This is a genomic window from Lysinibacillus sphaericus, assembly GCF_001629735.1.
GTDB classification, from domain to species: domain Bacteria; phylum Bacillota; class Bacilli; order Bacillales_A; family Planococcaceae; genus Lysinibacillus; species Lysinibacillus pinottii.
Genome location: NZ_CP015224.1, coordinates 2,438,289 through 2,457,910 on the forward strand (window position 1 = coordinate 2,438,289; position 19,622 = coordinate 2,457,910).

Below are 19,622 nucleotides of genomic sequence, written 5' to 3' on the forward strand. Positions count from 1 at the left end.
CACAGCTTTTTTCATATTTTAAGAAATACCTAATGCTACTGCAGCTATTAATGCTAAACATGCAATTATTGCCCAGCCAAGTATCATCTTCCAAATGAATTTAATCCACTTTTCATATGGAATACCTGCTACAGCTAAATAGGCCATTAACGCAGATGAAGTAGGAATAATTGAGTTTGTTAATGAATCTCCATACTGGAAAGCTAAGACTGCAACTTGTCGTTCTAATCCTAATAAATCAGTAATCGGAATCATGATTGGCATAGTGGCTGCCGCCTGTCCACTACCAGATGATATAAATAAATTCAAAAGGGCCTGAATAAACAACATACCGATTGCACTAATAGCATGCGGTAAATGCCCGATTGTCTCGGATGCTGCATAAACAATCGTATCAATGATTTTCCCTTGCTCTAAAACGACTGTAATAGCACGTGCAAAGCCTACAATAAGAGCACCAAACGTTACTGCCTTTGCCCCATCAATAAAGGAGTCGAAAATAGTGCCAGGCTTTAAACCGCCAATTAGTCCTGCAATTAAGCCCATAATTAAAAATGAAGCCGTTAATTGTGTTAAAAACCAATCCCAATTAAACACACCATAAATATTAAATCCAATGCCACATGCCATGACAATAAATACTAGCTTATGTTTCCCTGTTAATGAAGGAATGTCGATTTTAGACACATTAGACTTTGCCTGTTGTTCAATCTCATAAATCACACTTGCTTGAGGATTCTTTTTTACCTTAAAAGCATAGCGAGATACATAGAAAATAGCAAAACTTAATACAAAAATATAGACAACTGCACGGAAACCAATCCCCGAGAATAAAGGGACATCTGCTAATGACTGCGCAACACCAACCGTAAAGGGATTAAGCATTCCACCAAAAAATCCACTGGCTGCTCCTAGTGTAATCATGGCAGTTCCTGTTACCGCATCAAAGCCCATAGCACGAGCAATTGCTACGCCAATCGGTACGAAAATAATCGTTTCTTCTGCCATCCCCATTGTAAAACCACCAACAGAGAATAGAATCATAGATAATGGAATTAATAGCTTCTCTCTACCCTCTAATGCTTTTACACCTTTATAAACACCAGCCTCGATAGCACCTGTCGAACGAATAATACCAAATACACCACTAACTAAGAAAATATAGAAGATAATTTGGGCACCTTTTTCAAGTCCCATCGGTATAGCTGTAAACATTTCAAAAATAGAGACTGGATTACTGTCAATATGATGATAGCTCCCATCCACAACAAGCATACGTCCTTCTGGATCTTCTACTCGGTCAAACTCACCTGCTGGAATAATATAGCTTGCAATACCTGCTAGAAAAATAATAGCAAAAATAATCGTATATGTATGAGGTACTTTCAGCCAACTCTTCTTTTTTACACGCTGTTCATTTTCCAAAATATCACCAACCTATTGATAGACTTTGACATTAGCAAACTCTGTCAAAAATCCCCCCTCACCTAATGTCGCTATATGTCGTTAATTGAAAATAAATATACATTAGTTCAAATTTATTGTAAAGTGTTAATTTTCTATTATTTCAGATTTCCCATTTTGTCGTTGCCTTATAGAGCTTTCTTGGACGCCCTTTATGATAAGGGTGCTCCTCCCCTGCAAATGTAAAATAGTTCTGTTCCATTAAACGATTAATTATCCGTTCAGCAGATCTACGTGACAGATTCATATAGTCTGCTAATTCAGCAGCGGAAAATGGGCGATTATTTGTTACCAACATGAATTGCTTCATAACATTAATATTTTTAGCACTCATTTTCACTTTTTCTGCAATCTCTAAAATATTTTTATTATTAGTACTTAAAGCTACGTTATTATTATTTTCAAATAATGGTCCATGTAATCGATTATGTTCATCCACCAAGCACATTACTGTAGAGGTCTCGCTATATTTGGTTGTAAAAAACAAAGCCTGGGATGAATGCGCTTCTGCCTCATGCAGCGAATAACCATAGCCCACTCCCACTCTGAAAAAAGTGGCAAATTGCTCTTCAAGCTGTTCCTTTAGGGAGCATAAATACGAAGGTTCAAGTTTTTCAATTACCCCTCTAGTTGAAATAATTAAATAAGGCTCGTGCTGTGCTGGCATGACCTTTGCCTGTAACCGATCGCTTAATGTTTCTAAAGTACTTAGAAATACAGGATGCAGGTGAGATAAATTTTCTTGGCTATAAATAGAGACAACAGCAATTTGCGAGGACGCCAATAATTGATGATGATACGCGTCTAGGGCTCTTGTAATGGCTGCTGTAAACGTTTGTTTACTTTCAACCATATACTTCGCAGGTATTCCTAATTGCTGTAGCTCTATAAAAACAGCGTGAAGGCTAGTAAGAGCTAATCTAGTCTTTCCAGCTTCATATAACTCCTTATGATAATGGACATAATCAGCCATACTCAAATCTGCTATTTTTTCCGGTTTTTCATGGACCCATGCATAATCTTTTACATACACACCTGTAGATGCAATACCTGCCTGCTTCATCACTTGATAAAAGCTATCCTTTTTAGGCAAATCTATCGACAATTCGCTCAGTTCTATTCGTTCATGATGGTGTAGAGATAATAACGAAAGGGCTAATGACAATTCATCAAAAGGGAGATATGTCGCCTGTATAGAATACGCCTTTATTTTTTCATAGCAGTAGTAATAGGGAATAGAGCCAGCAAATAATACCATATCCGATTGCGATGCCGCTGTGTCCATCAAGTCCACACACTGTTCAGGGTGCGTGTATGGAAAATGAATAAATTGTACTTGAGGAAATGCTGTAAAATGCTCATTTATATTATTCCAAAAAAACAAAGAACCTAAAATCGCTATTGTTTGCATAATTTTCAACCTCTCTAATAAATCGAATTTTCTAATAATTAAACTCATTCATTATAACGTAAATAAATAAAAAAGAACCTTCCATCAACGAAGGTTCACACATACTCATTTTGTTGTTGTTTCCAATGTAACCCATACAATTTCCTCCAACTGTATGAAGAAAGGTGTACGACTAATCTCTAAAATAATATGGTCAGGTAATATGGATAATAAAATACCTGTTTGAATATTTTTTTCTGTTTGCACTACAATAGCCTGACCAATCATCATTTTAAGAGTTTCGTATAAATATGGATTGGATATACTTCCTGTCTGCGCCATGTACTTGACACTCCCTCCTATAAAACTAACCATACTCTTTAGTATATGAAGGAATTATAGGAAATGTACCATTATTTTGACTCTAGAAGTATTGTCACTGGACCATCATTAATGAGAGCAACATCCATCATTGCACCAAAAATGCCTGTCTCCACATGTAAACCGTGTTCACGTAATGCTTGGTTAAAAGCTTCCCACAGCGGTTCTGCTACTTCTGGTCTTGCAGCACTTGTGAAACTTGGACGATTTCCCTTTTTTGCATCCCCATATAACGTAAATTGCGAGACGGATAAAATAGCGCCACCCTGCTCTAAAATAGAATGATTCATTTTTCCATCAGCATCTTCCCAAAGGCGTAAATTGGCTACTTTTTTTGCTAAGTAAGCGACATCTTCCTGAGTATCTTCATGTGTAATACCAACTAGAAGAACGTAGCCACTATCAATGGCTCCTGTGACAGTTCCGTCAACTGTAACAGAAGCTGCTTTACTACGCTGTAATACTACCTTCATTTCAATAACCCCAATTCTAACTGTTGCTTAATTGATAACTCGTTGTACCGAATAAATATCAGGTGTTTGTTTAATTCGCTCTACTACCTTATGCAAATGCGAAATATTTGAAATAGAGATTGTTAAATGAATCGTGGCCATTTTATCACGATCAGCCCGGCCACTTACCGCTAAAATATTAGTTTTAGTTTCACTAACAATTTGCATAATCTCATTTAGAATACCAGGTCGATCAAAAGCAGAAACCTCAATATCTACTGGGTATTCCTTTTTCTCAGGGATAACACCATGCTCCCACTCGACCTCTATTAAACGCTCCTGCTCATCCTCAATTTGAATATTAGGACAGTCGGCACGATGCACTGATACGCCACGACCTTTTGTAATAAAGCCAACAATATCATCTCCTGGAACAGGCGTACAGCAGCGTGAAAGTCGAATGAGCATATTATCAATACCCTTAACAATGACACCTGATTCCGTACGTTTTTGGGGAATCGGATTTTTCATTTTTTGTTCGATTTTTTCTAAGGCTTCTTCCTGTTCACGCTCTTTTCGGCGTTTTTCAGCTAAACGATTAACAACCTGTTGTGCCGTTATGCCGCTTACACCAACAGCAGCATATAAGTCCTCTTCATTTGTATAATTAAACTTATCACATACTCGTTTGAGATTTTCTGCAGACATTGTTTCCTTTAAATCGAAATCCTGCGAACGGATTTCTTTTTCAATCATCTCTTTACCTTTGACAATGTTCTCCTCACGCAAGTGTCGTTTAAAAAATTGCTTAATTTTATTTTTTGCCTGTGAGGATTGTGCTATCTTCAGCCAATCTCTGCTTGGCCCAAAGGATTGTTTAGATGTAAGTATTTCAATGATGTCTCCCGTTTTCAGCGGTGTATCAAGCGGTACCATTTTGCCATTAATTTTTGCTCCTATTGTACGATTCCCAACCTCAGAATGGACACGATAGGCGAAATCGATTGGCACTGAACCAGCAGGTAATTCAATGACGTCACCTTCAGGTGTAAAGACATAAACCATATCAGAAAACAGATCAAATTTTAAGGATTCCATGAACTCTTCAGCGTTGGAAGACTCATTTTGAAATTCTAATATTTCACGGAACCATGTTAATTTTTGATCAACATTTTGTTTTTGATGGTCAGCCTTTTTCCCCTCTTTATACGCCCAGTGTGCCGCAATCCCGTACTCAGCAATCTTATGCATTTCCTTCGTACGAATCTGTACCTCTAACGGATCCCCATATGGACCAATAACGGTTGTGTGTAATGATTGATATAGGTTTTGTTTTGGCATAGCAATATAATCTTTAAAACGACCTGGCATTGGCTTCCACAGCGTATGCACAATCCCTAATACGGCATAGCAATCTTTAATACTATCGACCAATACACGAATGGCTAATAAATCATAAATTTCATTAAATTGTTTTTTTTGTAGCACCATTTTTCGATAAATACTGTAAATATGCTTTGGACGTCCATATACATCTGCATCAATTTCAACTTCATTCAGCTGTGATTTCATCTCAGCCATGACATTGTCCAAATATGCTTCACGCTCATCTCGCTTTTTCTTCATCAAACTGACAATACGATAATATTGCTGTGGGTTTAAATAGCGAAGAGCTGTATCTTCAAGCTCCCATTTAACAGTCGATATTCCAAGACGATGTGCAAGCGGTGCAAAAATTTCTAATGTTTCTTTCGAAATACGTCTTTGCTTTTCGGCAGGCAAATGCTTTAGCGTACGCATATTGTGAAGACGGTCTGCTAGCTTTATTAAAATGACACGGATGTCCTGCGCCATGGCTACAAACATTTTTCGATGATTTTCTGCTTGCTGCGCCTCTTTTGATAAATATTTAATTTTCCCTAATTTTGTAACTCCGTCCACAAGTACCGCTACTTCTTCGCCAAATTCCCGTACCAAATCATCCCGCGTAAAATCTGTATCTTCGACAACATCATGTAAAAAACCTGCCGCTACAGTTTCTGGGTCCATTTGTAATTCAGCTAGAATACCCGCTACTTGTACTGGGTGAATAATATACGGTTCACCAGAGCTACGGAATTGCTCAATATGGGCATCCCTTGCTAATTCATATGCTTTTTTCACGAATGCGACATTTTCATCATTCATGTAGGATTTGACTAACTCAAAAACGTCCTCAGGAGTCAAAATTTGCTCTTTCGCCATAACATGTCCACCTTGCTCGTCAAATTTTTCAGATTAGATATAAACTTAATTGTATAAAATTTTGTAGCCCATTGTAAAGAGACTGTGTCATTTAGTTTAGTTAATCTCGTGAACAGTATTAAAAATGGAAAATATATTCTCCTTTTTAATGAAAAAGACCCTTTGCGACATGATGTCACAAAGAGTCTTTGTTTCGACAAAGGAATTAGTGTAATTGATTGAAAGCTACAGCAATTTTTGCGCCCACTACTGCATTGTTTTTCACTAATGCAATATTCGCATCAAGGCTTTTACCTTCTGTTAATTCTTTTACTTTACCTAGTAGGAATGGTGTCACGTTTTTACCTTGAATACCATTCTCTTCAGCTTCAACTAAAGCTTTTTCAATTATATTCGTAATAAATCCATGCTCTAAAGCTTCTGCTTCAGGGATTGGGTTAGCAATAACTGCTCCTCCTTTTAAACCTAATTGCCATTTTGCACTTAGCATTTCGGCAATTTCTTCTGGTGTATCAAGCTGGAAGTTTACATCAAAACCACTTTGACGTGTGTAGAATGCTGGTAATTCATCTGTACCATAGCCAACTACAGGTACACCTTTTGTTTCGAGGTATTCTAATGTAAGGCCGATATCTAAAATAGATTTTGCACCAGCACAAATGACAGCAACATTTGTTTGAGCTAATTCTTCTAAGTCAGCAGAGACATCCATTGTCGTTTCAGCCCCACGGTGAACACCGCCAATACCACCTGTGACAAAGATCTCAATGCCTGCTAGCTCTGCACAGATCATTGTAGCTGCAACTGTTGTCGCTCCAAGTTTTTTTGTCGCAAGTAGGTAGCCAAGGTCACGACGTGAAGCTTTAGCAACACCTTGTGCGTTCCCAAACATTTCAAGCTCTTCATCTGATAAACCAATTTTAATTTTCCCATCAATTAACGCAATTGTTGCAGGTACGGCACCATTATCACGAATAATTTGCTCAACTTCACGGGCAGTTTGTACGTTTTGTGGGTATGGCATACCGTGTGAAATAATTGTTGATTCTAAAGCTACGATTGGTAAACCCTTTGCTTGTCCTGCTTTTACTTCTTCTGATAATACGATGAATTCTTTCATATTATAATTCCTCCATTTCACTTTTTAACAAATCTACTGATAATTCAGGTCTCACTGTATACGGAGATGCTAAGGTATTTTTTGCATTAGTTAACCCTGCATCAAGACATGTCGCAAAATCTTGTCCAGTCAGCCAGCCATGAATAACTGCACTGACAAAGGCATCACCCGCGCCTGTCACATCTTCAATCTTTTCAATTACTTTGGCAGCAAAATGACTAGGCGCAATTGTTGTCGAAGCAGCATATACGCCCTTACTGCCAGCCGTGATAATTACATGCTCAGCACCTAATTGTAGAAGCTGTTGTAATGCTTTTTCATAATGACTCACGTTTTCAATTGTATGTCCTACAATTGTTTCTGCTTCATCCGTGTTACAGATAAACCATGTTACGCCTTGTAATGTTTCAGGTAGTCGATTCATTTTAGGCGAGGATACTGGCACAATGACCAGTGGTATTTCGCGAGCAATAGCTACTTGCTGGATATAAGCCACTGTTTCTTTCGGACAATTTAAGTCCAAAATAAAGCAGCCAGCGTTCACAAGCATCGTTTCATGCTTTTTTAACAAGTTAGGCAATAATAAGTCATATACTTCCATATTGGCTACAGCTAGTGCTAGCTCGCCTTGCTCATCCATAATGGCCGTATAGGAACCCGTTGAAGCTTCTGGTATCTGCTCCACATAACGTAGATTCATAAAGGATTCTGAAGCATCTTGGATCACTTGCCAATCCGCATCCTTACCAGCTGTTGTGAGCAACGTCACTTGATGATTTAATCGGCCTAAGTTTTCAGCAATGTTTCGACCTACACCACCTACACTAAAGGAAGAACTAGCAGGGTTAGATGTTCCAAATTGAACATTGCCCTTCACATGGAATTTTCGGTCTAAGTTAGCTCCACCGATACAAATAATTTCATTTGCCTCGGGTAAAATATAAGCTCGACCTACTATTTTTCCTTCCTTCGTTAAACTAGACACTAAATTAGCAAGCACGGGACGAGATAAATTCATGGCATCCGCCATCTCTTGCTGAGACATAAACGGATTTTGGCGAATTAAAGCAAGCACCGCCTGTTCTCTTTCATTCATAGCATCACCTTTTATTATATTTGTTTACATTATAAACTTTTGTTTGGTTTTTGTCAAAAAAAAGTTGAACCCATCGTAAGGAGGTTCAACTTTCATGATTAGTTCGTTTGTGCTTGCTGAGACGTTTGCTTTTTTACCATGATAACGAATAAGCCAGCTAATGTACAAAACATCCCTGCAAGAAAAAAAGCCCATGTATAAGAATTGAAAAATTTATAAATCAAACCGCCACCATAAGCAGCGACTGCTGCTCCAGCTTGATGAGAGGCGAATATCCATCCATAAATAATACTACTCTTCTGCACACCAAAAATTTGTCGTGTAATACTAATGGTTGGCGGCACTGTAGCAATCCAATCCAGGCCATAAAATATAGTAAAAATAGTCAATAAAACAAAGGAGCCCTGTGCCAAAGCATATGGAAGTAACAGTAAAGAAGCTCCCCTTAACAAGTAATACCAAAATAATAACCAACGATTATCGAAACGATCTGATAGCCAGCCAGATGCAGTGGTACCTAGTAAATTAAACACTCCCATAAAAGAAAGGAGGGACGCAGCGGTTACTAATGGAATACCAAAGCTAATACAATAAGAGACAAAATGAGTACCAATTAATCCACTTGTTGAAAGACCACAAATGAAAAAACTCCCTGCTAGCAGCCAAAAGGTTTTGACCTTAACCGCTTCTAATAAGCCATTGAAGGCAATACTAATTGGATTTTTCTTTAGTTGCACATGCTGTTTATCAAATATCTCCTCTTGTCCATAGGGTGTTAATCCTAAATCCTGAGGTTTATTTTTTATAAAAATAGCAATCATGATTAGCATCACTATACTCAGAAGAAGAATGAAGCCGATTGCCCACCTCCAGGAATAGTGATCAATGATAATCGCAAGTACAGGCAATAAAATAAGTTGGCCTGTGGCAGTACTAGCGGTCAAAATTCCTACTGCTAACCCTCTTCTTTTAACAAACCAATGATTAGCAACATAAGGGCTAAGCACCGTTAAAAAGAGACTTGCGCCCAGACCAATAATGCCACCCCAAATTATGATTAATTGCCATGATTGATTCATGAAAAATGTTAAAATCATGCCTAACACTAATGTAGACATGGCACTTATCATCATCTTTTTTAAACCAATAACGTCAAGTAAAGCTGCCATGAATGGGCCAGAGATACCATATAAAAATAAACTAACGGCAAATGCTAGAGCAATCGTCGATCGATCCCATTGAAATTCCTTTTCTAAAGAATCAATAAACACGCCAGATGATGACATCGTAATCCCAGCAACGATAATCGAGAAAAACGTGACTACTAAAATAAACCAACTGTAATGAATCCGCTTCATCATTCCACCTACTCTTCTTGTTAAAGTCACTCTAAAAAGCATGTATATACATGTTTTAGAGTATATTCGTTCATTTATATGTATATACATGTATGATGATAGTAACCATTCCATTAGATAGCTGTCAATACGTATTTTTTAGCTCTTAGGTGTATACTTAAAATTAGTAGAATTCCCTCAAAGGAGTACTGACCATGAAAAATCAACAGAATACTATCGATTACACACAAATATGTGTTTGTGCAAACCTTCGAAAAAAAACAAGGGTCGTGACACAGTTATATGATAAATTACTGCAGCCTACCGGTTTAAAAGTGACTCAATATTCTATGCTGGCACACATCGACCTTCAACAAGCCGTTTCCATTAGTCGTTTAGGTGAAATTTTATTGCTCGACCAAACGACCGTGACACGGAATATCAATCTATTAAAGCAATATGGCTACGTCGAGTTAAAGCGCGATCCACAGGACGCACGCACTAAAAATATTATGCTCACTGAAAAAGGGTTAGAAAAGCTGCATGAGGCTGCACCCATTTGGCAAACGATTCAAGATAAAATCATTGATGATATTGGCGTAGAAAAATATGCTGATTTCTTCGATACTTTGCGAACAATGCAGAAGATCATTCAGTCCTATGAGGAACAATAAAAAAAGCGCCGTTGTTGTGGCGCTTTTTTAACATTTTTAATATTGAATAAGGGTTTTAATATTTAAGTCGCCAAGCTTTTCGCGACCATTTAATTCTAAAAGTTCAATTAAGAAGGCACAACCTACTACCTGACCACCTAATTGTTCCACTAGACGAACAGTGGCTTCTACTGTACCGCCAGTTGCTAGTAAATCATCACAGATTAATACTTTTTGACCAGGCTTAATCGCATCATTATGCATCGTTAATGTATCTTTTCCATATTCAAGACCATAGTCTGCACTAATAACTTTGCGTGGTAACTTACCTGGTTTACGCACAGGGGCAAAGCCGATTTCAAGGGCATAGGCAACTGGGCATCCAATAATAAAACCACGTGCTTCAGGACCCACTACAATTTCTGCGCCTAATTCTTTTGCATATTCTACAATTTGATCTGTTGCATATTTGTATGCTGGTCCATGATCCATAATTGTAGTAATATCTCTGAATGTAATACCCTCTTTCGGCCAGTTTTCAACCGTTGTAACGTATTGCTTTAAATCCATTTTATTGCTCCTCCTACGAAACGTATTCGTCTAGTCATGTATTCGTTCATCAAACCATTGTTTTAATTCTATATAAGGAGCATAGACGAGCATTTGCTCCATTTCAATCTGTTCTGAACGTTGTTTGTACGACGGTGCCTCGGTCAATGCTTGTTTTGGAGCATCCTCGTTGACAGTCGTCAGTCCACTCTCCATTTTAACAAAATCAAGCTCAAAAAACACCTGTGTCATAAATTTTAATGTTTCTAATGGCCAGCCAGTATGCTTAGCTATGTCTGCTATATGCATATCAAGTGGAAATGCTGGTCGATTTTTCAGGAATTTATAATACCATGCAAATTGCTCACGGGTAGGTAAAACATTAAAGTATTGTGAATCTGGCATATAAAAGTGTGCATAGATGCGTGAAGGGGCCGTCTTCTGTAAAACCTCTTCTAGCCTTTGAATAGTTTCAGGCAAATCTAACAGGACAATATATTCACTTTGTCCGATGTTTGAAAGAGTAGGATCAGCTACTATTATAGGAACATCAATTAACGATTGATAATAGGTCATTGTTGCTGGACGAAAGGCAATAAATGTCGCCTCTTCCTTTGGCACTGTATTGAGCCAGCGAGCCGTTTGACGAATACCACGAATATCAAAAAGCTGCCATTCAGTGGTTTGAACATCTTCAATCATAAATTGAGCTTTTTTACGACCCTGCCACTCGTTTATTTGCAAATCACCAATAAAGGACACTTTTATGCCATAGGTTAATTCATCGTGTAAGTGGCCCTTATGGAAACCGACACTATCTAATTTGTCACAGCCATTCGTTAATTCCATTTTTATATGGTTCTCAGCCGCTCCAATTTTTCGCATGGAGGATATTTCAACATCCTCAAGCACATAAACGGGCTTCGGAAAATCGGTGCCAAACGGGCCAAGTGATGCTATTTCCTCAATAGCATCTGCAGAAATTTCATCTAGGCTTAGAGGAATATCAATGTGAACCACAGGAGTTAAATGCTCTTCTGTTAAACATGCTCTTGCCTGTGTATCCAAGCGTGACCGTAGTTCATCCACATGCTCGATTGATAAAGTCATACCTGCTGCCATCGGATGCCCTCCAAAGTGAGGTAAAATATCACGATTTTTGGCCAATTCATTATATAAATGGAAGCCATCAATGCTTCGTGCAGAGCCTTTTGCTGTACCTTTATCAGGGTCAAGTGAAAGGACAATCGTTGGACGATAGTATTGTTCAACAAGACGTGAAGCAACAATTCCTACAACCCCTGCATTCCAGCCTTCTCCTGCTACAACAAGGACTAAAGAATCGCTAATTTTCTTCTCTGATTCAATTAGAGCAATGGCTTCCTCGGTAATATTTTTAACAATATCCTTACGCTCGGTATTGGAGGCATTTAGCTGTTTGGCCAATGCTGTTGCCTTTACACTATCCTCAGCCATTAATAATTCGACTCCAGGCGATGCTTCACCAAGTCGACCCACTGCATTTAAGCGAGGACCAAAATAAAAGCCTATCGTTTCTTCACTAATTTTTGCTTGTTCTGTGCTCGCAATATCACACATGGCTTGTACCCACGGACTAAGAGAACGACGCATTTCTTCTATGCCTCGTTTAACGAGATAACGATTTTCATCCACTAATGGTACTAAATCAGCCACTGTTCCAATTGCAACATATTCTATTAAATGAGTTGGTAGTTCTCCGTATAGAGCATGTGCAAGCTTAAAAGCTACACCTACACCGGCAAGCTCTCCAAAAGGATAATGTCCTTCAGGTAAACGTGGGTGTAAAATAATATCAGCCGGTGGCAGTTCCTCCCCTGGTTCATGGTGATCAGTCACAATAACATCCAGACCAAGTTCCTTTGCTACACGAATAGGTTCAATCCCTGAAATCCCATTATCCACTGTGATAATTAACTGCACACCCTCTTCATAGGCTTCCCGAAAAAGAGCCTCGTGTGGCCCATAGCCATGAATAAAGCGGTTCGGTATTTTAAACGATACATTAGCACCAAGATCCAGTAGGACATTTAACATAACAGTCGTACTTGTCACACCATCCGCATCATAGTCGCCATAGACTAAAATTTTCTCTCCATTATCTAGAGCCTGCTCAATTCGTGCCACTGCTTCTGCCATACCGTGCATAAGAAATGGGTCATGAACATTCGCTTCTGTCATATTTAATAAGCTTTCTGCATCAGCAGTTGTTTCACAGCCTCGCGCTGCTAAAATTTTTGCTGCAATCGCAGAAAGTTGTAAGTCATTTTGTAATGCTTGTACAAGTTCTACGTCTGGGCGTTCCACTTGCCATCTTTTTTTCGATAGAATCATCTTCTCACTTCCTTACGAAAGTTATTATACCGAAATTCTAGACGATACGCACTATCCGTTAGATTGATAGTTTTATCCATCGGTTTAAGAAGGCTATCCGACTGGTTTTGCTCGCTATCTTTCACTTTCTCACTGCTATTCGCCACTCTCCTCTCGCTATCCGTCACACAGCAAAAAAAGCCCACTCTAGTAAAGAGTAGACTTTTCATAAACGTTTTTTGAAGCAGCTATTAATGCTTCTACTGTTGCCATCTTGCCTTCATGTAAGGCCGTCACAATGGCACTCCCAACGATGACCCCATCCCCCAACATTCCCATACTTTTCACTTGCTCGGGTGTTGAAATGCCAAATCCCGCTAGTACTGGGATTGGACTTGCCTGACGTAAGTGGGCAAAATGTTGTTCTAAATTAGTAGCAAAATTAGAGCGTTCCCCTGTAATTCCATTTACAGTCACTGCATAAACAAATCCTTGGCTTGCAGCAGCAATTCGAGCAATACGCTCAGGAGGACTTGTTAATGATACAAGCTGGACCACATCAATGCTATAGGGATTTAAGGCCTCTCGTAAAATTCCGCTTTCCTCTAATGGCACATCTGGCACGATAATTCCTTTGACTCCTCCAGCAATACAAGCTTGAGCAAAGGCCTCCAAGCCATATGCTATTACTGGATTAAAATACGTCATTATAACTAAAGGGACTGTTATTTCCTCTCTAAATGAAGCAAGAGTTTGTAATACTTTCCTCAACGTTACACCTGCTGCCAATGCACGTTCTCCAGCCCGCTCAATTGTTGGACCATCTGCAACAGGGTCTGTAAAGGGAATACCTACTTCAACAGCTGTTACGCCAAGCTGCTGTAGTTTTAAAATCGTTGGCTTGATAGTTTCTAGCCCTCCATCGCCTGCCATAATATACGGGATAAAAGCCTTATGTCCTTCAATCTTTGTCTGGGCAATCGCCTGTTGTAAAGTCGTCATTTCATATCCCCTCCTAGTGCTGCACGAACTGTGTGTACATCTTTATCCCCTCGGCCAGATAAGCACACCACAATAATGCTGTCACTCTGCATTGTTTTGGCAAGCTTTGCAGTATAAGCAATTGCATGGGAGCTTTCAAGCGCGGGAAGTATGCCCTCTGTTCTACTTAATAATTGTAATCCTTCTAACGCTTCAGCATCTGTAATGGCGTTAAATTGAGCTCGACCAATATCGTGTAAATAACAATGTTCTGGCCCTTTTCCCGGATAGTCTAACCCCGCTGAAATAGAGTGCGCTTCTTGAACAAAGCCATTTGCATCTTGTAGTAAATACATGTAAGCGCCATGTAATACCCCTAATTGTCCACCTGCAATAGCCGCTGCATGCCGCCCAGTTTCAAGACCACTCCCTGCTGCCTCTACACCATATAAGGCAACCGATTCGTCGTCAACGAATGGATGAAACATACCAATTGCATTACTGCCACCACCAATACAAGCGACAACTGCATCTGGTAAGCGACCTTCCTTTTGCAAAATTTGCGTTCTTGTCTCAACCCCGATAATCCGCTGAAAATCACGAACAATTTTTGGAAATGGATGTGGGCCTAAGGCAGAGCCTAAAATATAATGCGTATCCTCCACATTCGTCACCCAATAGCGCAAAGCAGCATTTACAGCGTCCTTTAAAGTTTTTGACCCACTTTCTACCGACTGAACCTTCGTGCCAAGTAGTTCCATACGGAAAACATTTAACTGCTGCCGTTTAATATCTTCTGCACCCATAAAAACAACACATTCAAGATTTAATAAGGCACATGCGGTAGCCGTTGCTACACCATGTTGCCCAGCTCCTGTCTCTGCAACAATCTTCTTTTTTCCCATTCGTTTGGCAAGAAGTGCCTGGCCAATCGCGTTATTAATTTTATGAGCACCTGTATGATTTAAGTCTTCACGCTTTAGATAGATTTTAGCTCCACCAAGCTTCTTTGTAAGATTTTCTGCGAAATAAAGCGGGGTTTCACGTCCCACATAGTCCTGCAAATAGTAGGATAGCTCTTCAGTAAACGAGGAATCTTCTAAAGCTTCCTCGTAGGCATTCTCTAATTCTAGCAAGGCAGTCATTAATGTTTCAGGTACGAACCGCCCTCCAAATTGACCGAACCGCCCTGCCTTTGTTGGTACACTATTAGCTATCGAAATGGTCATTATTTATCCCCCCTCTTTACTACTTGTAAAAATGTCCTTATTTTTTTATGATCCTTAATGCCATCTGTTTCTACACCACTTGATACATCCACCATGTATGGGTCTACAGCTGTGATGGCTTCTTCAACATTATCCGCCTTCAGTCCACCAGCTAGTATTAATCTTTCTCGTGGAATGCCCACCTCATCGAGTAGAGTCCAGTCAAAAGTTTGACCACTTCCACCCTTAAAAGTAGTTCCAGGAGCATCGAATAAATAATAGTCCACCTGAAAATTAGCAGCAGCTTGCACATCCTCTTTTGTCCTGATAGACAATGCTTTAATAGCTGGATAACCTTGTTCTAAAATAAATGTTGCTGTTTCCTCTCCGTGGTATTGCACGTAATCTAAAGGCACTCGCTCAACCGCTTCCTGTAATTCAGCAGCAGTTGGATTGACAAAGACACCAATTTTCAAAACACCTTGTGGCACTTGCTTTGCTAATAGCCGTGCCTGTTCAATGGATACACGACGTTTACTTGGTGCAAAAACAAAGCCCACAGCATCTGCACCAGCTTGAATTGCTGTTTGGATATGTTCTAATTCTTGTAAACCACAAATTTTAACTTTTGTCATACTGAAGTCTCCTCGGTTTGAACTTGTAAACGCCTGAGTGCTAGCCCTGCATCTCCGCTCCGCATTAATGCTTCTCCAACAAGAACGCCACTAGCGCCCATAGCCGCCACTTGTTTCGCATCGTCCTGGGACCAAATGCCACTTTCGCTAATTAAAATGTGTCCCTCATCAAACGGAAAAGCTTTTGCAATCTCCTTTGTGCGCTGCAAATTGACCTTAAAAGTACGTAAATCTCGATTATTAACGCCGATCAATTTCGCATCTACTGCAAGTGCACGTTCTAGCTCCTCTCTATCATGCACTTCCACTAAAACCTCTAAGCCTAAGCTCGTTGCATAGCTATATAAATCATCTAAAGCTTCATCCGTTAATGCTGCCACGATCAATAAAATAATAGATGCACCTGCTGCCTTAGCAAATCGAATTTGCACTCGATCCACCATAAAATCTTTACAAAGAAGTGGCGTATCCACAGCACGAGCAACTGCGGCTAAATCTTCAAAGGAGCCTTTAAAAAATTCCTTGTCCGTTAATACAGAAATAGCTGCTGCTCCTGCCTGGGCATAAACTTGTGCTTGTGCAACTGGGTCTGCCCCGCCAGCAATTAACCCTTTGGAAGGCGAAGCACGTTTCATTTCAGCAATCACCTGCAATGTGTTTGCTTGCCGTAATGATTGAAATAACGAAGGGCGTTGCTTTTCTGAAAAATTTGCTAAAGGATCGGGCTGCTCTAATAATGCTCCTACCTCTATCCTCTTTTGCTGAAGTATTTTTTGAAGAATATTCATTGTCCGACCTCCACTCCTTTTAATTGCTCACTATAAGCTACAACCGTTTCCAATTTTTGCAGTGCTCGCCCACTACCAATACTGTCTTTCGCCATAGCCACTCCTTCTTTAATCGTTTCTGCCTGACCATGAGCGAATAATCCGATGCCGGCATTTATCAATACCGTATCTAAGTAGGCACTTTGCTCCCCAGCCAGTAAATTTTTCATAATCACCGCATTTTCATCAGCATTGCCACCTCGAATGGCCTCTAATGGTGCCGAGCGAAGACCGACATCCTCTGCGGTTAATGAGAATGGAATCAAATCCCCTTTATCTAATAAAACCAATGTATTTTGCCCTGCTAAGGAAGCCTCGTCGAGCCCTTGAGGACCTGATACTACAATGGCACGTTCACGTCCTAGCATTTGTAGAACAGAAGCATATTCCATGACAAATTGGGGCCGATTAATGCCTGTGAATTGTGTTGAAAGGGCTACAGGATTTGTTAAAGGACCAACTAGATTGAAGATGGTTGGTCTACCAAGTGAACGTCGCACTTCCCCAATCCTCCTTAGTTTGGGATGAACATTCGGTGCATACAAAAAAGAAACTCCTTCCTTTTCCAATAGCTCTACAGTTTGTGGAATTGTCATCTCTGTATGAATGCCTAATGCCTCTAAAACGTCCGAACTGCCAGAGGAGGACGAAATTTTACGATTTCCATGCTTGGCAATTTTAACACCAGCTCCAGCTAGTACGAATGCAGAGGCAGTGCTGATATTAAATGTATGAAGGCCATCTCCACCAGTTCCACAATTATCCATATAACGTCCTTCTTTTACTGGGACATTACTGGCAAATGACCGCATAATTGTTGCTAAGGCCGCTACCTCATGAGCAGTCTCCCCCTTTATAGATAGGGCTGTTAAAAAGCCTGCGATTTCATCTTTAGGTGTGTCATCCTGAAATAGCCATTGCGCCACCTCTAGCATTTCTTCATACATCAAATGCTGTCCTTGTAACACTTTCCGCTGTAAATGTTTCATTTATTTTGCCCTCCATTATTCGCCAATAACTGTAAATATGCACGTTCTTCCTCTTCCAACTGTTGTAAAACTTTTAATACGTCCGTATATTTTGTCACCGCAATAGTGGATTGCATATGCATCATTGTTTGTTTCACCACAATGGATTGCCCTGTTAAAGCAAAATCCAAATGCCCATTAAAACCGATGAAACCGAGAGCTCCACCAAATATACCCGCAGTATGATGCCATTTTTCCAAATAATAGGTTGCCTGTTCTTTAGGTATCCCTGTAGTTGAATATGGTGGTAGCATTGCTGCTAATACATCAAGGGCATGTAGCATCGGCAAAAGTCGCCCCTCTATCCTTGAAGTCATGTGTATAGCTTGCTTCGATCTCTCAATGTGCATAGCATCGATTACTTGAACAGAATCCCGAAAACAAACAGACTGTAACTCTTGCTGCACTGCACTCACAAGGACGGCATGTGATTTTCTAATTTTTAGATGGTTGTATAGTTTACGCTCATTAATTAGGTCATCGCTTTTCGTTTTCCCCCGTGGGTATGTGCCCTCTGTTGGAGTTGCAATCACTCGGTCTCCTTTCACTCGTATTAGACTTTCAGGAGAAGTTCCTAAAACCATATAATCTTCAAACTCTACATAATACATATAGGCAGCTGACTTTTTTTTACGAAGCTGTCTATATAACGAAAAAGCATCTCCCTGAAAGTTTGCAACATGGCGCTTCGGTAATATAACTCTTGTTATTTCCCCATTCAAATTACGTTGAATATTTTGTAGAGCTATTGAAAATTGATCCTGTGTAGAAGTATCAAGTGATTGATACATGTAAGTTGCTTCTTCACTTACATGCCCTTCTAATATCTGTTGTGCTAATTTCTCCAAATCAGGCTCTTGTTTTTCCACATCTATATTTGTATGAATCAATGTCACCTCATCAGTTACATGATCAAAAATAATAATTGTTTCATAGACATGAAAATGAGCTTCTGGGAGATCCTTTCCATCTGTTCGTAGCATCGATGTTGCTCCATGACCTATATAACCAATGGCCCCTCCAGAGAACGGAAAATCAGTTGTATTGGAAATACGGGGCATGAGTCTTTTCAATAGGGCAAAGAGCTCTCCTTTATGGACAGAGGTTTTTCCAGTTTGATAGGAATACTCCTGAATTTCTTGCCCCATCCCCTTATACGTTTTTCTTGGATTAGCACCAATAAAAGAAAACCTTCCCGCTCCCTCATGTTGGGCTGAACTTTCAAGCAAAAATTTATGCTTACCCTGTAAACGTCTAAAAATTAAAATCGGTGTTAAAGAATCGCCGTTGATGGTTTTCATTTTTGTTCTTGAACTCGTTGTTTGCATAGCTTTTAATCTCCTTTTCCAAAGATTCCTTTTGCTAATGTCTAGACGAATGAAGAAAAATGTACTGTTGAATGAAAATAAAAAAATCCCCTGCAAAAAGGATTATTCCTAATTGCAGAGGACGATCATGACCGCGTTGCCACCTCATATTAGAGCATATTGCTCTCACTTTAATGCCTGCTCCTGTACGGTCCATTGCTAATCATATTGATTGCAAGGCCTCTATACGTTCAAGCATTCCCTATAACGTGGGGATTCACGTTCGCTTTTTAAAAGCGACTCTCATAAGTCCATTCACATAAGCTACAAATCAGTTCTCACCAGCCACTGACTCTCTATATTGCACACCTATGCTACTACTCTTATTCAACAATTTCTCAGCTATTCTCATCTACACTCAGCTCATCTGTTCTTAGGTTGACCACGCTCCCGTAGCCTTCTACCTTGACCGAACAAAAAGTTAGCCTTAATTTTATGCTAAATAAATATAATTGTCAATCAATTTTGAAGAATCAAGTGGATAACATGGATTTCAGAAGCCTTTTATATAGGTATATAAACCTTTTTAAATTCCATA

Annotated in this window: 17 protein-coding genes and 1 other annotated feature; of the genes, 1 reads left to right on the plus strand and 16 read right to left on the minus strand. The window is 39.6% G+C overall.

The annotated features are described in order from the left end of the window. Positions 1–18: 18 nt before the first annotated feature. The 8 genes from A2J09_RS11960 to A2J09_RS11995 form a co-directional block, all read right to left on the minus strand. Positions 19–1,425, minus strand: coding sequence for a YfcC family protein (locus tag A2J09_RS11960; RefSeq protein WP_012295421.1), 1,407 nt, complete (start codon positions 1,423–1,425; stop codon positions 19–21). 142 nt (positions 1,426–1,567) lie between these two features. Further along, positions 1,568–2,875 (minus strand): MarR family transcriptional regulator, encoded by a 1,308-nt coding sequence (locus A2J09_RS11965; RefSeq protein ID WP_231112963.1) that lies wholly within the window; start codon positions 2,873–2,875, stop codon positions 1,568–1,570. Between the two features lie 105 nt (positions 2,876–2,980). Beyond that, positions 2,981–3,196: a DUF2642 domain-containing protein gene (locus A2J09_RS11970; RefSeq protein WP_036162229.1), complete on the minus strand. Its 216-nt coding sequence runs from the start codon at positions 3,194–3,196 to the stop codon at positions 2,981–2,983. A gap of 71 nt (positions 3,197–3,267) precedes the next feature. Further along, positions 3,268–3,708 carry a D-aminoacyl-tRNA deacylase gene (gene dtd / locus A2J09_RS11975; RefSeq protein WP_012295424.1) on the minus strand — a complete coding sequence of 147 codons (441 nt, stop codon included), beginning with the start codon at positions 3,706–3,708 and terminating at the stop codon, positions 3,268–3,270. A 27-nt stretch (positions 3,709–3,735) separates the two neighbouring features. Further along, positions 3,736–5,931 (minus strand): RelA/SpoT family protein, encoded by a 2,196-nt coding sequence (locus A2J09_RS11980; protein ID WP_012295425.1) that lies wholly within the window; start codon positions 5,929–5,931, stop codon positions 3,736–3,738. A 205-nt stretch (positions 5,932–6,136) separates the two neighbouring features. Then, the gene (locus tag A2J09_RS11985) at positions 6,137–7,051 is read right to left on the minus strand and encodes a pseudouridine-5'-phosphate glycosidase (protein WP_012295426.1); all 915 of its coding nucleotides are present in this window, start codon (positions 7,049–7,051) and stop codon (positions 6,137–6,139) included. A gap of 1 nt (position 7,052) precedes the next feature. Then, complete coding sequence (locus A2J09_RS11990) at positions 7,053–8,147, minus strand: carbohydrate kinase (protein WP_012295427.1); 1,095 nt, start codon at positions 8,145–8,147, stop codon at positions 7,053–7,055. 98 nt (positions 8,148–8,245) lie between these two features. Then, entirely contained in the window at positions 8,246–9,505 is a 1,260-nt protein-coding gene (locus tag A2J09_RS11995; protein ID WP_031419276.1) for an MFS transporter, read from the minus strand. Positions 9,506–9,699: 194 nt separating this feature from the next. Here A2J09_RS11995 and A2J09_RS12000 point away from each other — a divergent pair, with 194 nt between their 5' ends. After that, a complete protein-coding gene (locus A2J09_RS12000) occupies positions 9,700–10,158 on the plus strand; it encodes a MarR family winged helix-turn-helix transcriptional regulator (protein ID WP_031419277.1) in 459 nt (152 codons plus the stop codon). A gap of 36 nt (positions 10,159–10,194) precedes the next feature. Here the strand turns inward: A2J09_RS12000 and A2J09_RS12005 are convergent, their stop codons facing one another. The 8 genes from A2J09_RS12005 to A2J09_RS12040 all read right to left on the minus strand — a co-directional run bounded on the left by A2J09_RS12005 (position 10,195) and on the right by A2J09_RS12040 (position 19,045). Further along, positions 10,195–10,707, minus strand: coding sequence for an adenine phosphoribosyltransferase (locus tag A2J09_RS12005; RefSeq protein ID WP_012295430.1), 513 nt, complete (start codon positions 10,705–10,707; stop codon positions 10,195–10,197). 30 nt (positions 10,708–10,737) lie between these two features. Beyond that, positions 10,738–13,059 carry a single-stranded-DNA-specific exonuclease RecJ gene (recJ, locus tag A2J09_RS12010; RefSeq protein WP_012295431.1) on the minus strand — a complete coding sequence of 774 codons (2,322 nt, stop codon included), beginning with the start codon at positions 13,057–13,059 and terminating at the stop codon, positions 10,738–10,740. 186 nt (positions 13,060–13,245) lie between these two features. Next, positions 13,246–14,040, minus strand: coding sequence for a tryptophan synthase subunit alpha (gene trpA, locus A2J09_RS12015; protein WP_036162232.1), 795 nt, complete (start codon positions 14,038–14,040; stop codon positions 13,246–13,248). Continuing rightward, on the minus strand, positions 14,037–15,248 hold the full coding sequence (gene trpB / locus A2J09_RS12020; RefSeq protein ID WP_031419280.1) for a tryptophan synthase subunit beta: 1,212 nt from the start codon (positions 15,246–15,248) through the stop codon (positions 14,037–14,039). The genes trpA and trpB overlap by 4 nt, the downstream gene beginning before the upstream one ends. Beyond that, complete coding sequence (locus tag A2J09_RS12025) at positions 15,248–15,862, minus strand: phosphoribosylanthranilate isomerase (RefSeq protein ID WP_031419281.1); 615 nt, start codon at positions 15,860–15,862, stop codon at positions 15,248–15,250. Before A2J09_RS12025 ends, trpB begins: the two co-directional genes overlap by 1 nt. Beyond that, a complete protein-coding gene (gene trpC / locus A2J09_RS12030; protein WP_012295436.1) occupies positions 15,859–16,650 on the minus strand; it encodes an indole-3-glycerol phosphate synthase TrpC in 792 nt (263 codons plus the stop codon). Before trpC ends, A2J09_RS12025 begins: the two co-directional genes overlap by 4 nt. Then, positions 16,647–17,678, minus strand: coding sequence for an anthranilate phosphoribosyltransferase (trpD, locus tag A2J09_RS12035; protein ID WP_036162234.1), 1,032 nt, complete (start codon positions 17,676–17,678; stop codon positions 16,647–16,649). Before trpD ends, trpC begins: the two co-directional genes overlap by 4 nt. Next, positions 17,675–19,045 carry a chorismate-binding protein gene (locus tag A2J09_RS12040; RefSeq protein ID WP_031419283.1) on the minus strand — a complete coding sequence of 457 codons (1,371 nt, stop codon included), beginning with the start codon at positions 19,043–19,045 and terminating at the stop codon, positions 17,675–17,677. The genes trpD and A2J09_RS12040 overlap by 4 nt, the downstream gene beginning before the upstream one ends. A 114-nt stretch (positions 19,046–19,159) precedes the next feature. Next, positions 19,160–19,424 (minus strand) — a binding site (T-box leader). Positions 19,425–19,622: the final 198 nt, after the last annotated feature.

Excerpts from the sequence above, each read along its gene's own strand:
- recJ (WP_012295431.1), bottom strand. The coding sequence starts at position 13,059 with ATGATTCTATCGAAAAAAAGATGGCAAGTGGAACGCCCAGACGTAGAA.
- A2J09_RS11990 (WP_012295427.1), bottom strand. The coding sequence starts at position 8,147 with ATGAATGAAAGAGAACAGGCGGTGCTTGCTTTAATTCGCCAAAATCCG.
- A2J09_RS11980 (WP_012295425.1), bottom strand. The coding sequence starts at position 5,931 with ATGGCGAAAGAGCAAATTTTGACTCCTGAGGACGTTTTTGAGTTAGTC.
- dtd (WP_012295424.1), bottom strand. The coding sequence starts at position 3,708 with ATGAAGGTAGTATTACAGCGTAGTAAAGCAGCTTCTGTTACAGTTGAC.
- A2J09_RS11995 (WP_031419276.1), bottom strand. The coding sequence starts at position 9,505 with ATGAAGCGGATTCATTACAGTTGGTTTATTTTAGTAGTCACGTTTTTC.
- A2J09_RS12000 (WP_031419277.1), top strand. The coding sequence starts at position 9,700 with ATGAAAAATCAACAGAATACTATCGATTACACACAAATATGTGTTTGT.
- trpA (WP_036162232.1), bottom strand. The coding sequence starts at position 14,040 with ATGACGACTTTACAACAGGCGATTGCCCAGACAAAGATTGAAGGACAT.
- A2J09_RS12025 (WP_031419281.1), bottom strand. The coding sequence starts at position 15,862 with ATGACAAAAGTTAAAATTTGTGGTTTACAAGAATTAGAACATATCCAA.
- trpD (WP_036162234.1), bottom strand. The coding sequence starts at position 17,678 with ATGAAACATTTACAGCGGAAAGTGTTACAAGGACAGCATTTGATGTAT.
- A2J09_RS11985 (WP_012295426.1), bottom strand. The coding sequence starts at position 7,051 with ATGAAAGAATTCATCGTATTATCAGAAGAAGTAAAAGCAGGACAAGCA.
- trpB (WP_031419280.1), bottom strand. The coding sequence starts at position 15,248 with ATGACCATTTCGATAGCTAATAGTGTACCAACAAAGGCAGGGCGGTTC.
- A2J09_RS11965 (WP_231112963.1), bottom strand. The coding sequence starts at position 2,875 with ATGCAAACAATAGCGATTTTAGGTTCTTTGTTTTTTTGGAATAATATA.
- A2J09_RS11970 (WP_036162229.1), bottom strand. The coding sequence starts at position 3,196 with ATGGCGCAGACAGGAAGTATATCCAATCCATATTTATACGAAACTCTT.
- A2J09_RS12040 (WP_031419283.1), bottom strand. The coding sequence starts at position 19,045 with ATGCAAACAACGAGTTCAAGAACAAAAATGAAAACCATCAACGGCGAT.
- trpC (WP_012295436.1), bottom strand. The coding sequence starts at position 16,650 with ATGAATATTCTTCAAAAAATACTTCAGCAAAAGAGGATAGAGGTAGGA.
- A2J09_RS12005 (WP_012295430.1), bottom strand. The coding sequence starts at position 10,707 with ATGGATTTAAAGCAATACGTTACAACGGTTGAAAACTGGCCGAAAGAG.